This window comes from Roseimarinus sediminis (genome assembly GCF_050433125.1).
GTDB lineage: Bacteria > Bacteroidota > Bacteroidia > Bacteroidales > Prolixibacteraceae > Roseimarinus > Roseimarinus sediminis.
Map to the genome: position 1 here is coordinate 92,885 of NZ_JBNPXV010000013.1, position 14,695 is coordinate 107,579.

At 40.7% G+C, this 14,695-nt stretch carries 10 protein-coding genes; 7 read left to right on the forward strand and 3 right to left on the reverse strand.

All coding sequences use genetic code 11. The annotated features are described in order from the left end of the window. The first annotated feature begins 54 nt into the window (after nucleotides 1–54). Together FHS86_RS15500 and FHS86_RS15505 are read left to right on the forward strand one after the other, a co-directional pair. Nucleotides 55–435: a hypothetical protein gene (locus FHS86_RS15500; RefSeq protein ID WP_429415700.1), complete on the forward strand. Its 381-nt coding sequence runs from the start codon at nucleotides 55–57 to the stop codon at nucleotides 433–435. Nucleotides 436–588: 153 nt separating this feature from the next. Then, nucleotides 589–2,844, forward strand: coding sequence for a TonB-dependent receptor (locus tag FHS86_RS15505; protein ID WP_429415703.1), 2,256 nt, complete (start codon nucleotides 589–591; stop codon nucleotides 2,842–2,844). 176 nt (nucleotides 2,845–3,020) lie between these two features. On the opposite strand, the gene FHS86_RS15510 is transcribed toward FHS86_RS15505, so the two are convergent. Next, the gene (locus FHS86_RS15510; protein WP_429415706.1) at nucleotides 3,021–3,158 is read right to left on the reverse strand and encodes a hypothetical protein; all 138 of its coding nucleotides are present in this window, start codon (nucleotides 3,156–3,158) and stop codon (nucleotides 3,021–3,023) included. A gap of 738 nt (nucleotides 3,159–3,896) precedes the next feature. Between FHS86_RS15510 and FHS86_RS15515 the strand changes: the two genes are divergently transcribed. The 5 genes from FHS86_RS15515 (at nucleotide 3,897) to FHS86_RS15535 (ending at nucleotide 10,914) form a co-directional block, all read left to right on the forward strand. Beyond that, entirely contained in the window at nucleotides 3,897–4,868 is a 972-nt protein-coding gene (locus FHS86_RS15515; protein WP_429415707.1) for a hypothetical protein, read from the forward strand. Between the two features lie 101 nt (nucleotides 4,869–4,969). Continuing rightward, nucleotides 4,970–5,866: a DUF4249 domain-containing protein gene (locus FHS86_RS15520; protein WP_429415710.1), complete on the forward strand. Its 897-nt coding sequence runs from the start codon at nucleotides 4,970–4,972 to the stop codon at nucleotides 5,864–5,866. Then, a complete protein-coding gene (locus FHS86_RS15525) occupies nucleotides 5,859–8,186 on the forward strand; it encodes a TonB-dependent receptor (RefSeq protein ID WP_429415713.1) in 2,328 nt (775 codons plus the stop codon). The genes FHS86_RS15520 and FHS86_RS15525 overlap by 8 nt, the downstream gene beginning before the upstream one ends. Nucleotides 8,187–8,861: 675 nt before the next feature. Then, on the forward strand, nucleotides 8,862–9,410 hold the full coding sequence (locus FHS86_RS15530; RefSeq protein ID WP_429415799.1) for a DUF4249 family protein: 549 nt from the start codon (nucleotides 8,862–8,864) through the stop codon (nucleotides 9,408–9,410). Then, the gene (locus FHS86_RS15535; RefSeq protein ID WP_429415716.1) at nucleotides 9,400–10,914 is read left to right on the forward strand and encodes a TonB-dependent receptor; all 1,515 of its coding nucleotides are present in this window, start codon (nucleotides 9,400–9,402) and stop codon (nucleotides 10,912–10,914) included. The genes FHS86_RS15530 and FHS86_RS15535 overlap by 11 nt, the downstream gene beginning before the upstream one ends. Before the next feature lie 157 nt (nucleotides 10,915–11,071). On the opposite strand, the gene gcvP is transcribed toward FHS86_RS15535, so the two are convergent. After that, nucleotides 11,072–13,939, reverse strand: a complete 2,868-nt coding sequence (gcvP, locus tag FHS86_RS15540) for an aminomethyl-transferring glycine dehydrogenase (protein WP_429415719.1) — start codon at nucleotides 13,937–13,939, stop codon at nucleotides 11,072–11,074. Between the two features lie 116 nt (nucleotides 13,940–14,055). Beyond that, a complete protein-coding gene (locus tag FHS86_RS15545) occupies nucleotides 14,056–14,694 on the reverse strand; it encodes an MBL fold metallo-hydrolase (RefSeq protein WP_429415721.1) in 639 nt (212 codons plus the stop codon). Nucleotide 14,695: the final 1 nt, after the last annotated feature.

Sequence of the window (14,695 nt, forward strand, 5' to 3'; positions counted from 1 at the left end):
TTCTAAAGCAACTTTTTTTCTTCGATGCTGTTATCGATGCTGAAGAAATTGTAAATGAAGAAAAATACAGGCACATACAACAGACAGTTTTTTACCATTCTCATAATGGTGAACCTGTTACTGTATCCCTTCGTTTACTCCTTTCAACATGCCCTTACCCATCATCTCGATCAACACCAGCACAACACAGAAAGCAGTCATCACTGCTGCAGTATTGATGTACCTGAACCGGCTGCCGATTTTCATCTTTCCACTCCTGAGGAAGAATGTCCCATATGCAGTTATGAATTTGCCCAGGGGCTGAATGCTGACCCCGTAAACACCAACGGCCCGGCTGTAATTATTGGAAGTGGATTACACGCATACAACCAGTCACTTTTTTGGGCCAGTGTTTTTCAATGCTCCGTTCCCAGAGCTCCTCCAGTTGCTTGCTAAATAATAACTTTTCCAAATATTTTCTTATCCTTCCAGCAACTACGATATCTGCAGGAAGTGATTACCTTGTTTAACATTTCCATCACAATCGCTACAACATAATAATTAATGTATTGTAGTTCTGATTGCTATGGCTCAAAATATAGAATTCACATGTTAAAATATATCGTAACAGGCATCATAGGACTGATGCTTACGCTGTCTGCATATACACAGCATACTGTTAAAGGACTTGTATTCGACCAAAACAGCAGCGAAGCTTTAAGCGGAGCAAGTATCTACCTTCATGAATTAGAAATTGGTACCGTAAGCGATGAGTCAGGTTCTTTTTCCATCCCCAATTTACCCGATGCAAGGCTCACATTCCAAATATCCTTTCTGGGCTACGAAACCAGAATTATTAAAACTGAAAGCGAGGCTTACTTATCAGTTGGTCTTCAACCTACACTGGTCGAAACACCCGAAGTGGTGGTCAGCGCTTCCAACTTTTCATCGCAACATGAAAATGCGGTTAAAATAGAATCGCTGCATGGAAAGGCCATTGCACAATCGGGAAACCCTTCGTTTGCTGCTTCACTGGCTGCCATTCCGGGTGTCGATGCCATCAGCAACGGCAATGGTATAGGCAAACCGGTTATCAGAGGATTGTCCAACTCGAATGTACTCATGCTTAACAATGGTTTCAGAATGGACAACTACCAGTTTTCGGAACTTCACCCTTATGTGGTGGACGAAACCGGAATTGATCGTATTGAAGTCATTAAGGGACCAGCATCGCTGCTTTATGGGGCCGATGCCATTGGCGGTCTGATCAATCTTCTGCCTGAACAACCTGCAGCAGTTGGTACACTGAAAGGCGACGTGGCATTGAGAGCTTATTCGGCCAGTCAGGGCTACTCATTCAATGCAGGCCTGAAAGGCACCAAAGAAAAAACGGCCTGGGGACTTCGGGGAGCTTTAAAAAACCACCGTGACTATATCGACGGAAATGATCAGTTTGTGCCCAACAGCCGTTTCAGTCAACAATCGGTAAAAGCTTTTTTGAATCACAACAACCAGCTTGGTTTTTTTAAACTGGGTTACGAGGTGAATCATCTGGAGCCGGGGATCAGCAATGCGATTTCGGTAAACGAAGTAAAGGAGAACAGTTATGAAAAGTCCATCTGGTTTCAGGATTTGACACACCATACCCTTTCAAGTCGCAACACCTTTTTCATCCAAAATCTGAAAATAAATGCCAATGCTGCCTGGCAGCTCAATCAACGAAGGCTCAACACCGATGAGGAAGGTGAAGTAAACATGCAGCTAAGTGCACTTAGTTATGAAGTGAAAACCTGGCTGCTATCGGGTAAAAACAACGATCTCATTGTAGGTTTTCAGGGTGCACGGCGCAATAACCAAAACAACGAAGCCCATGTACGGGTGTTACCCGACTACCTCGAAAACGAAATCTCGCTGGTTGGGCTCTACCAACATCGTTTGTTCGACCGGCTCAGTTTGCAAACCGGACTGCGTTTCGATCACCGAAGCCTCGATGTTCCCGAGCAGGAAAAAGCATCGCACAGCCACGAAGCGGAAGAAGAAGAGGAGGAAAGCCATGAAGAAGAGCTGATGCCGGCCCTCCAAAAGCAGTACAACAACCTCAGTTTCTCAGCCGGGGCTACTTTGGATTTGTCTCACGAGCTTTTATTCCGCATGAATGTGGCTTCTGCTTTTCGTCCTCCCAATGTTGCCGAACTAAGCCAGGACGGGGTACACGGATCTCGCTATGAAACAGGAAAGCATGACCTTGAATCACAACGCAACTATGAGGCAGACTTTAGCATGCACTACCATACAGGCAATTTTTCGTCCGATGCAGCCGTCTTTTACAACCTGATTCGCCGGTATATTTACCTGGCTCCAACCGACTTACTATACAATGAACTTCCTGTTTATGAATACGGTCAGACCAATACCAGCCTTTACGGCGGAGAGTTCACCCTTCGCTATCACCCGCTTAGCTGGTTCGAAGTAAACAGCCAATACGAATTGGTAAGAGGCATCCGTCAGTCGTCGGATGCCGACGGCAAAAATCTTCCCTTTATGCCTCACGACAAATTAAAAGCGGCCCTGCTTTTTGAGGCAGCATCGGGCAAGATGATCCGGCAACCCTATGCATCGGTCAAAGCAGTTTATGCCTTTGCACAAAACCGGCCATCGGCATTCGAAACAGCCAGCGAAGCCTACCTGCTTTTCGACCTGGAAGCCGGTTTTTCAAGCGGAAAGAACAACAGGGAACTACAGTTCACATTCAATGTAAATAATTTATTCAATACGGTATACACCGATCATCTTTCGCTGCTGAAACCCCTTGGGCTTTATAATCCGGGGAGAAATATCGCCATCGGGATCCGCTATCAATTCTGAGCAGGTCTTCATTCTTAAAAAAATTCCGGAAGTGGTAGTTAGTAGGTCCAGCCTTAATACCTTTGCTTCCATCGCGGTGAATAGATACCCGGTTTTTTATCAAAATTTAAAAGCCCCGCCTGATTCTTCAAGCGGGACTTTCTATTTCCTAATGACTTTTTCCTATTGATTTTTTCTTATTTGTATGCCTCAACGGGCGGACAGGTACAAACCAGGTTTCTGTCGCCAAAGGCATCATCGACACGGGTTACCGGAGGCCAGAATTTGTTTTCCCTGATCAAGGCAGGCAGGACGCAAGCAATTATTCTTTGCACGCCTTGCCTTTTGCCTTGTATGAGCCAATGCATAAACATGAAAATGATCTTTTTAGGCATCAAGAAAATAGCGATTTTTTATACTGATAATCAATGAAATGAATAAATTATTGAAAAATATTTTCAAAATGAGGGTAACCTTTTTGCTGTTTCCGGAATATATAAGTAGCAAGGACAAAAAATTACTAATGATTTAAAGTGTGATATATTAATATATAATGAATATATATAAAGAATAAGCATTAATAGAGTTTGGTTCAAATCGTATTTTCTTTTTAGTTTTATCCCTCTGAACTTAAAACAACCTGACCATGAATATTCCCCAATATTCTACAAGAGCAGTCAATAACATTGAGGATTCTTGCGAAAGCCAATATAAAGTGCTTTCATCGTTCACTTGTACAGATCGTATTAATCAACCAATCATACAATCAAACTTGCTTTTCTCTATGTCCCACTTCCGCCAGTTGACGGAAGCCAGGAGGCTTAAAACCCATGTTGCCTATGAAGAAATATTAAAATAATGCCTGTCAGTTTCTGACGTGAAGGATTGTCCTGAGCATTGCCCGGCTGCAGGCCCATCTGCTTCAACAAAGAAGATAAAATTTCACCTTTAATAAAATGAAAGGCAACACAATCCGAATTGTCAAATCGACGAAGTCAAAATTATGCTGCCTAAGAATCCAAATTATTAATTTGAATTGGGAGCTGTAACTCCCGTTCGCAAAAATAGAAAAAATGAATTCAATAAAAATTTATTGTATTGGTATATTTACCATGCTTTTTCTATTTTCATGTAGTAAGGAAATAGTAGAAAACCGAAATTCAGACAACGAGATTTTGCATTTTAGGACAGAAGTGCAAATGAAGCAAGAACTGAGCGCGGTTTTAAAAATGACAACCGAAGAAAAATCAAATTGGGCATTAACCAATGGCTTTAATTCGTATGGAGTTCAGGCTGACTTGTTTTATGATAAGATAGACCCGGATAGTTTTAAGTCAGAGGAAGAAATAATTCAATTTGTAAACAAGTCCAAATACCTTGAAATTCGCACAGATGACCAGGGTGAGAAATCTGTTGAGATCATTAGTGGCGACAACAGCTTGCGCTATTTCATTAATGATGATAAGTGTTTTACTGTAGCAGATAAAGCCATTAAAATCATTAATGAAAATACTGTTTATACATGCATTGATAATCTAAAAGAGTTAAAAAGCATTGAGGATATTTCTCAAATTGCAGATAATCCAGCGTATTTCGTAAAAAGCCCCCAAATGCTATATTTAAAAAGTATTAACAGTAGCTGTACCTGGGATACAGAGCCTGACACCAAAACTGTAGCAGTAGGCAGATATAGGATATCCATGAATATTTGGGTTACCTATGATAACAATGGAGGTCAAACTAACACAGATTTAGGTTATAAAATCAAATCACAAAAAAGATCAATATTTTGGTTTGCTTATACTACAAGTATCAAGTATGATATTGACATGGTTTCATTGCATACAAATATTCAAAATCCTCTTAACACTGGAAAGAAGTTGGATGATCAAGGCACTAAAGTAGCAAGTTCGATTGAGGATAATTTTTATTCTACTTTAGACTTTTACAGTGCATATAACCCTGAAGTGCACTGGAGTTATTATCACAACTCAGCATCTATAAGAGATGAGGAAGTAGAAGTAACAATGGATTGTGGATTGTAGGTATATTTTAGGAAAGATGGCTGGCGAATTGGCAGTCATCTTTCTTATTGTCAAATAAGTAGACAAAGGCACGAATGTGTTTGGTTTATAAAATAACAACAATGCGTATATTGCGATATTTAAATATTCTTTGTTGTATATTAATTGCGACATCTTGTAGGGAAACCATACCAGAAACATATTCTGATTTTAAATCCCTTCCAGTAGTAAATGCAATTTTAATTGAAGGTGACACCTTGAGTATCAATATTTCTCTGGCTGATCAGCTGGGTGACAAGTCCCTGGAATACATTGAAAATGCCTCTGTTGAGTTGTTTATCAATGACCAGTTTGTTGAAGACCTCAGTTATTCAGATGAAGGCAATTACATTTCAACCACTTTAATAAAATCAGGAGATAAGTACAGGTGTGAAGTACTGGTTCCGGGATATGATACTGTTTATTGTGAACAAATAGTTCCTGACAAACCCAAAATAGTAGAAATAATCCACATTAATGTGGCAGGAAAGGATGAAGAAGATATTAGCTTTCCTGCGATAAAATTAAGTTTTGAAAATAAAGTTTTGTCAAGGTCGTATTATGAAGTTGAGATTTTTCACCTGGATAATTATAGAAATGAAAAAACAAAAGCCAACCTTAAAACCATAACAGATCCTGTTCTATTAAATGAGGGAATACCTCTTGCTTTATTTAGTAATGAACTAATTAAAGATTCAATTTATACCTTACACCTAAACTATTGGACAAATACTTACTCTGGTTCAAAAACCAACATATACCCTTTTGTAGTTGAATTTCGTCAGGTTAGCGAAGATTATTATCGTTATCTCAAGCAATTGTACTTGTATGAAAACGGGCTTTGGGCAGATGGTATTCTCACCAGCATGACTAACAATAATATTTACTCAAATGTTGAAAATGGTTATGGCATTTTTGCAGCCTGTGCTGTGGCGGTTTCAGATACCATAACTCCAAACCTTGACGACTATTATGAGTAGTAAACAAGCACTTTCATTATTCCTATTGCTTCTGTCATCTTATTGCTATGCTCAACAAAGAGTAGTGGGTTTAGTGAAAGATGCCGACAATGGCGAACTATTAATTGGTGCTACTGTATTTTCAGAAGCTTCTCAGACAGTAACTGCAACCAATGCAAATGGATATTTCTCTATCCTGTGCAATGGCGACTCTTTATCGGTTTCTTTTGTTGGTTATCAAACACAGCGTGTAAAGTGCGTTGGCGAACGCATATTGAATATTCACTTAAAACCGGGGCAGTCAATTGATGAAATCAGTGTAATTGCTCAAAGCGTTAACAAATTCAACAGCCATCGTCTAAGTGTAAAAGAAATAAAACTAATCCCTGCTCTGGGAGGTACACCAGATTTGCTTAAAACCTTACAATTACTACCCGGGATTCAATCGCAGGCCGAAGGAACAAGTCACATGAATGTTCGTGGTGGAAATCCGGGTGAAAACCTCTATCTGTTAGATGATGTACCCTTGATATACATAAACCACCTGGGCGGATTTATGTCGGTTTTTAATCCCGATATGATCAACAACATTGAAGTATACAAAGGTGGTTTCCCTGCAAAATATGGGGGAAAGCTGAGTTCTATTGTGGCCATTAACCAGAAGGAAGGCAATATAAACGATTGGAAAGGCAGCTTGGGGCTTGGGATAAGTGATGCATCGTTTAGTATAGAAGGTCCCTTGATGGATAAAAAAGCCAGCTTGATCGTTACTGGCCGCAAAACACTGATCGATTATCCTATGATGTTATTGAGTATGCTGGTCGATCAGGATTTCGTTATTTATTATGGTTTTCACGATATCAATGCAAAGTTCTCTTATCGGCCCAATAGTAAAAACAGCTACCATATAAACTTATACCAGGGAGATGATTACCTCAACTATCAGTCCGATTTTAAAAGTCGCAAAACGGAGTTTGCTAAGATTAAGAATAGTTGGGGAAATTGGATGCTGTCGGGGCGTTGGAGCAGGGTGCTAAATCCTCGTTTGTTTGTTAATAATATTCTATCTACTACTAATTACCGCTTAAAGGTTGTCCGTAAATTCACAACAAATTCGCAACAAAATCCGACAAATTACAGAAGCCGTTATTTGTCGAGAGTAAATAATCTTTCATTTCGCAGCGACTGGCAGTACAAGGTTAATATAGATTACTCAATCTATTTTGGAGGAATGTCTTCTCTCGTAAAACACGTACCTAATAAAATTGAAACCTCTGATTATGAGCAGGAATATTTTGAAAAAATAAGGTCGTTTGAGAATGTGTTTTACTTGAGCAATCAATACTGTTTGTGGAATCTGTTTGATTTAGATCTGGGCTTTCGTTTTGTCAATTACATGAACCATGGTTTTTCAAAAACAGTGTTGGAACCTCGGATTAATATTGATTTCACTCCTCACCCCACTCAGTCAATCAATTTTAATTATCAGATTATTAATCAATTCTCACACCTATTGTTGACAAGTGGAGCCATATTGAATAACGAAATTTGGGTGCCCGCTGATGAGAAATTGGAACCTTCACAATCCAGACAATATTCCCTTGGGTGGAAAAGCAGTATCAAAAATGACGAATATATTGCTGAGTTGAATGTGTATTATAAGTATTTAAACCATCTGGCAACTTATAAGGAAGGATATTCCAACTTGCTTGGTGACGGGGGCTGGAGGAATAAAATTGAAACAGAAGGAAGCGGCAAGTCTAAGGGACTTGAGTTATTAATTAAGAAAAACAAAGGAACATGGACCGGTTTCATTGCATATACCTATTCAAAAACTACCCGCAGGTTTGAAAAAATAAACAAGGGACAGGAATTTATATTTACATATGACCGCCCCCATTCCGCTTCAATAAACTTAAGTCGAAAGCTTTCTGATAAATGTACGGCAAGTTTTACATGGGTGTATCAAACAGGATTACCATATACTCCTGTAATTGGACGTCAAAATACCTTTAATCTAATAAATGCCTATAATCGCAAAGACATATATAATGAGGCCCTAATTTATGGAAAGAGAAATAGCAGTCGTATGCAAGATTATCATCGCCTGGATATTGGCTTGAATTACAAATTAATCACAAAAAAGGGAAGAAATGCAGACTTGAACCTATCAGTTTACAATGCATACAATCGGCATAATGCAACAGCCTATTATTATTCTGGTTTAGAAGAGGAGCCGGGGACTATTGATTCTAAAGGAGAGTATCATCCTTTTAAGAAATACAAAGTAAGTTTTTTCCCGCTAATTCCAACTGTTTCCTATAAAGTGTATTTCGATTAGAACAAAGTTTAAATCAATAAATATCAACCACTTACTTTTTAATTGAAATCAATATTGTGTGCAAATCCTCCTATATTGAGGAGTGCACAAACAGGATTGAATAATTAACCTCAACCTTCCTGCCGTCGTAATGCCATAACTTATGGGGCGTAGGAGGGAACCCTGACCTTTAATGGGGTTATCTTTTCTATTGTTTCGGAATAAAAACAATTGGCTATATTTCGGTTGAGGTAGAACCGTATTTCAAGTTAATATGAAGGTTATTATAGCAATTCTTTTATTGTTTTTCTCCTTATCCTGTGTGCAAGAGGTTGATTTAAGCATTCAGGATGGAGCTAGTCGACCGGTAATGAATTGTATTTTTAATCCCGATAGCTCATTCAGTGTGTTTTTAACAGAAAGCAATTCTGAAGAATACCTGGATGATGCGGAGGTTAAACTTTACAAGGACGATTCGCTGCTGGAAATACTGGAGTATTCTAATAATTGTTTTAGCGGAGAAACCAGTCCCCAATTATCCCATGCATACACTTTAGAAGTGGAAACAAAGCAATATGGGACTGTGAAATCGACTGACCGCTTACCCAATAAGGCTATTAAAATAGAATCGATGGTACAAACTGACAGTTCCATTTTTTTTCCATACAAAATAATGCCCCTTATGCAACCATTGAAATTTCGTTTAAAGATGAGCCCATTGTCAATAATTATTACGAGTTGTCAATAATTCGAAAAATTGATACAGTAGATATTGAGATAATAACAGATCCAGTGTTCTTTTTGATTTTTCCTTCAGAAGAAGATTTCAAAATTGATTTACAACATGAACAACTTATGCTCTTTAGTCAGGATGAATCAATAGTAACTGAAGGTTTAGACCGGCAGGTTGATTTGCTTGTTGGTTATTCCTCTTTGTTTATTAATGACAGGTTATTTGATGGCGAAGAGAAAAGCTTATCGATTCAGTACATCCCATATTACCACATGAATTCATATTGTAAAGTGGATAAACGAAAATTTATTGTTCAGTTGAGATCAATTAGCGAAAATTACTATTTGTACAGGAAAAGCGAAGTTGTATATAAGAAGTATAAACGACAGGAAGCCCTCTGGAAAGATGCTGACAGTTATGGTCAAATTTTCTCTAATGTAGAAAATGGATTTGGACTTTTTGCTGCTTATGTGGCATCATTCGATTCACTAATAGTAAGTAATGGGCAATAGTATTTTACATATAAAGTGGAATTTGGTTTTTTGCCTTTTGCTGGTTAATTTTTTTAGTTGGGCACAAAACAAGGTACACATTAATGGATTGATTGCAGATGCTGTTACAGGCGAAGTGCTTATCAATGCAAGTATCTACAATAAAACATCAAAAACAGCTTGCTTAAGCAATGCTTTTGGATATTATAATTTATCGGTTGAAAAAGGCGTGCCTGTAGAGATCGTTATTTCATATATGGGATATTCAGAACAACAGGTTTTTTCTTCATTTAAATCTGATACCTCGATCAATTTTCATCTTTCTCCAGACAACCATCAACTTGAAGAAGTTAAAGTACACGCCAATAAAGTAAACAATCGAGAGCTTGGCATTATGCGAATGACAAATACGCAGATCAATTCGGTTCCCGCTTTGGGTGGCGAAGGTGATGTACTGAAAGCTTATCAAAGTATGCCGGGTATTGCTGTGGGAGCCGAAGGGCGAAGTGATATCTATGTTCGTGGCGGCGGGCATGATCAAAATTTATTTATTCTTGATGATATTCCACTGTATTACATCAACCATTTAGGTGGATTTGTATCAGTTTTTAATTCCGATGTTATTAAAGATTCAAAAATTATTAAGGGAGGCTTTCCTGCCAAGTATGGAAACCGATTATCTTCTGTAATAGATATTCGAATGAAAGATGGTAATAGTAAATCGTTCCATGGTAGTGCCAGTATTGGACTAATTAGTTCAAAAATAGCTCTTGAGGGGCCAATAAAAGACGGATCGACCACTTTTATGATTTCTGCAAGACGCTTAATGTGGGATGTTTTTGTGATGAAACCTTTATCAGCAATCCTGAATTCAGGTGATTTAATTACAGGCTATACCTTTTACGATATTAATGCAAAAGTCAAACATAAGTTGTCGGACAAAGATTATTTGTATTTTAGTTTCTACAATGGTGACGACATAACATCAAACATTTTTAATATTGATGAAACTTCAAAACAGCTAACCCAGCAAAAATGGGGGAATTTCTTAACTGCACTACGCCATAATCGTATTTACAGTAAAAAGTTATTTTCAAATTCAACAATTTCATATACTAAATTCAGGTATTTGTCCGATTCAAGATATAGCGATTCTTCTGAAGAAACAGAACATTCTTACCAATCGTCATTGTCATCAAGTATTAACGATTTAATGGTAAAAACAAACTTTGAATATTTCAAAAACAACCATTACAAGTTAGATTTCGGAGGTGGTTTTACTATTCATAATTTTCAACCAGGCAAGCAAACCGTTGAAGAAATCTCAGAAGCATCTAAAATTGATACCACATTGAATCAATCTATTCTACATTCGTATGAGCGTTTTTTATACTTCGAAAACCAGATTAAATTAGGCTCAAAAATTAACATGAACCTTGGGCTTAGAGCAACAAACTATTCCATTCAACAAAAGTCTTTTAATTCTTTAGAACCTCGTTTTATATTCGATTATTCCTTCACTTAGCTATACCTGGAAGTGGTAGTTAGTAGGTCCACCCTTAATACCTTTGCTTCCATCGCGGTGAATAGATCCCCGGTTTTTTATCAAAATTTAAAAGCCCCGCCTGATTCTTCAAGCGGGACTTTCTATTTCCTAATGACTTTTTCCTATTGATTTTTTCTTATTTGTATGCTTCAACGGGCGGACAGGTACAAACCAGGTTTCTGTCGCCAAAGGCATCATCGACACGGGTTACCGGAGGCCAGAATTTGTTTTCTCTGATCCAATCGAGGGGGAAAGCTGCAGTAGTACGTGCATAAGAATGCTTCCAGTCGTCGGTCACCACCATGTCCTGGGTATGAGGTGCATTTTTCAAAACATTGTCCTGACGGTCGGACTCACCACTTTCAACCGCTTTTATTTCGGCATAAATCGAATTCATGGTTTCGATAAAACGGTCGAGTTCGTACTTCGACTCACTTTCGGTCGGTTCGACCATCAGGGTTCCATGTACGGGAAATGAAAGTGTAGGTGCATGAAAGCCGTAATCCATCAGGCGTTTGGCAATGTCCAGCTCGCTGATTCCGGCCGTCTGTTTCAAATGACGGCATTCGAGTATCATTTCGTGGGCTACTCGTCCATTTTCGCCGGTATACAAGATTCCGTAGTTATCTTTCAGATGATGGGCAATGTAGTTGGCATTCAAAATGGCTACTTCGGTAGCTTTTCGCAATCCGTCGCCGCCCAGCATTTTAATGTAGCCATAGGTGATGGGCAATACCGAAGCGCTTCCCCATGGTGCAGCCGATACGGCATGCAATCCGATGTGCCCGTTATTCATCACCGGGTGCGAAGGCAGGAATTCGACCAGGTGTTTGGCCACTGCAATGGGCCCAACGCCCGGACCACCGCCTCCGTGAGGAATAGCAAAAGTCTTGTGCAGGTTCAGATGACAAACATCGGCTCCAATCACACCAGGATTGGTAATTCCCACCTGGGCATTCATGTTGGCGCCGTCCATGTAAACCTGCCCGCCATAACTGTGGATCAGTTCACATACTTCAACCACCGAGGCCTCAAAAACACCGTGAGTTGAAGGATAGGTAATCATCAACGCTCCCAGTTCATCCTTGTGTTCTTCTGCTTTTTTACGGAGGGTTTCCACGTCGATGTTGCCTTTTTCATCGCAGGGAGTCACGACTACGTTCATACCGGCCATGACTGCACTTGCAGGGTTGGTTCCGTGCGCCGACGAAGGAATCAGGCACACTTTGCGATGTCCTTCACCCCTGCTTTTATGGTATTCCATAATCACCATCAAACCGGCATATTCTCCGGCAGCTCCCGAGTTGGGCATCAGGCTCACATCCTCAAGGCCGGTAATACGGGCCAAATCACTTTTCAGCTCTTCCATCATTAACTGATAGCCCATGGCCTGGTTCTTCGGCACAAAGGGATGAATTCCGTTGAACTCGATCCAGCTAAGCGGCAGCATTTCGGTTGCTGCATTCAGTTTCATTGTACACGAGCCCAGCGAAATCATGGAGTGGGTAAGCGAAATATCACGATGCTCCAGCTTTTTAATGTAACGCACCAATTCGGTTTCCGAACGATAGCGGTTGAATACTTCGTGCTCAAGGTAAGGACTTGTGCGGGCAAAACGCTGATCGATAAGGCGCTCTCCGGGATAAGCGGTATAAACAGGCACTTTTCGGTTGGCTGCCTTGGCAAATACTTCAACAATCCAGTTGATGTCCTCAACATTGGTGGTTTCGTCAATGCTCAGTCCCACCTGTCCGTTTTCAAAATAACGGAAGTTCATTTTCAAATCGAGCGACAACCATTCAATGTCTTCCACTTTGACATGACGGGGCAAACTGAAGCGGATGGTATCAAAGAAATGCTCGTTGTGCTGTTTGTAGCCCAGTTGCTGAATTTCGTCGGAAAGCAAAGCGGCAATAGCATGGATACGTGCCGCAATGGAATAAATTCCCCGTGGACCATGATACACACCATAAAAACCGGCCATGGTGGCCAGCAGGGCCTGGGCGGTACAAATATTCGAAGTGGCTTTTTCGCGTTTAATATGTTGTTCGCGGGTTTGCAGCGCCATGCGCAAAGCGCGTTTGCCATTGGCATCTTTGGTAACGCCAATGATTCGACCGGGCATGTTGCGTTTGAATTCCTCGCTGGCTGCGAAAAAAGCTGCATGCGGTCCACCATAGCCCATGGGTACGCCAAAGCGCTGGGAGTTTCCGAAACAAATGTCGGCCCCCCATTCACCCGGAGGAGTCAACAGGGCCAGACTGAGCAGATCGGCTGCCACAGCCACTTTGCATTCATTCTTATGTGCCGTATCGACCAGGGTACGGTAGTCTTCGATGTTCCCGTCAGAATTGGGGTATTGTACCAAAACGCCAAATACCTTGTCGTTGAAACCAAAATTCCGGTAATCTTCCGTCTTCAGCTCGATATTGAGCGGTTCGGCGCGGGTAATGAGCACATCGAGGGTTTGCGGCCATATTTTTTCATCAACCAGCAGGATGTTGGCTTCGTTTTTCTTCTGATCGCGGGTGCGGGTGTTGTACATCATGATCATGGCTTCGGCTGCCGCGGTGGCTTCATCGAGCAGTGATGCATTGGCCAGCGGCAGTGCTGTAAAGTCGCAAATCATGGTTTGATAGTTGAGCAGCGCCTCAAGCCGTCCCTGTGAAATTTCAGCCTGATAGGGAGTATAGGATGTGTACCACACCGGATTCTCGAGTACATTGCGCAGAATAACTGCCGGCGTGATGGTATCGTAATACCCCATACCAATGTAGGTATTGAATACCTTGTTTTTTCCGGCCAAATCATGAATTTTCCTGTAATACTGGCGTTCGGTAAGTCCGGGTCCCATTTTGAGTGGCTCCTTCAATCGGATATTTTCAGGAACCGTTTGATTAATCAACTCGTCCATCGAAGCCACTCCGATGGTTTTCAACATTTCATCAATCTCATGTGAGCGGGGACCTATGTGGCGCCATCCAAATTTATCGTTTTTTATCACGGCTGAATTATTTAAATGTACACTTTGTGAACAAAGATAGATGAAAAAAACAGGTCAAAAGTATGACATAAATTTCGATTCATCTAAATAGTTAAGAAGCGCTTGTCTGTGTTGTTTTATTGCAGAAACGGATTCATGGCTCTTTCTTCGCCAATGGTGGTCGAAGGCCCGTGACCGGGATAAACAACAACCTGATCGGGCAAACTCATCAGTTTCGTTTTTATTCCGTCGATAAGGCTTTGATAATCGCCCCGGGGAAGATCGGTGCGGCCAATGCTGCCTTTAAACAAAACGTCGCCGGCAAAAAGCACCTGATGGTCTTCGTCGTACAAACAAATACTGCCCGGAGAATGACCCGGTACATGGATGGCGCGGAAGTTAATACTTCCGAAACGGATGTACCCATCGGCTTCGATTACCACATCGGCCGGACGGATGGCCTGAATTTCCATGCCAAACATGGCTCCCTGCGAAGGTGCCGAATCGACCAGAAATGCATCTCCGGCATGGGCTTCCCATTGAAGCCCGTAACTTTCGCGACACTTCTGAACCCCTAAAATGTGATCGAAGTGACAATGTGTATTGATCAGTTTGACCGGTTTCAATTTTTGATTGCTGATGTACTGGTCAAGGTTTGTGAACTCCTTTTCGGTAAAACAGCCGGCATCGATGATGGCACAATCGCCGCTTTCGTCGTAGACCACATAGGTATTTTCCTGAACCGGATTAAAAACAAAGGCATGAACTTGTATCATT

Bases quoted from the DNA above. Each gene is read 5' to 3' on its own strand.
- FHS86_RS15525 (WP_429415713.1), top strand. From the start codon at position 5,859: ATGAGTAGTAAACAAGCACTTTCATTATTCCTATTGCTTCTGTCATCT.
- FHS86_RS15545 (WP_429415721.1), bottom strand. From the start codon at position 14,694: ATGATACAAGTTCATGCCTTTGTTTTTAATCCGGTTCAGGAAAATACC.
- FHS86_RS15505 (WP_429415703.1), top strand. From the start codon at position 589: ATGTTAAAATATATCGTAACAGGCATCATAGGACTGATGCTTACGCTG.
- FHS86_RS15515 (WP_429415707.1), top strand. From the start codon at position 3,897: ATGAATTCAATAAAAATTTATTGTATTGGTATATTTACCATGCTTTTT.
- FHS86_RS15500 (WP_429415700.1), top strand. From the start codon at position 55: ATGAAGAAAAATACAGGCACATACAACAGACAGTTTTTTACCATTCTC.
- FHS86_RS15520 (WP_429415710.1), top strand. From the start codon at position 4,970: ATGCGTATATTGCGATATTTAAATATTCTTTGTTGTATATTAATTGCG.
- FHS86_RS15535 (WP_429415716.1), top strand. From the start codon at position 9,400: ATGGGCAATAGTATTTTACATATAAAGTGGAATTTGGTTTTTTGCCTT.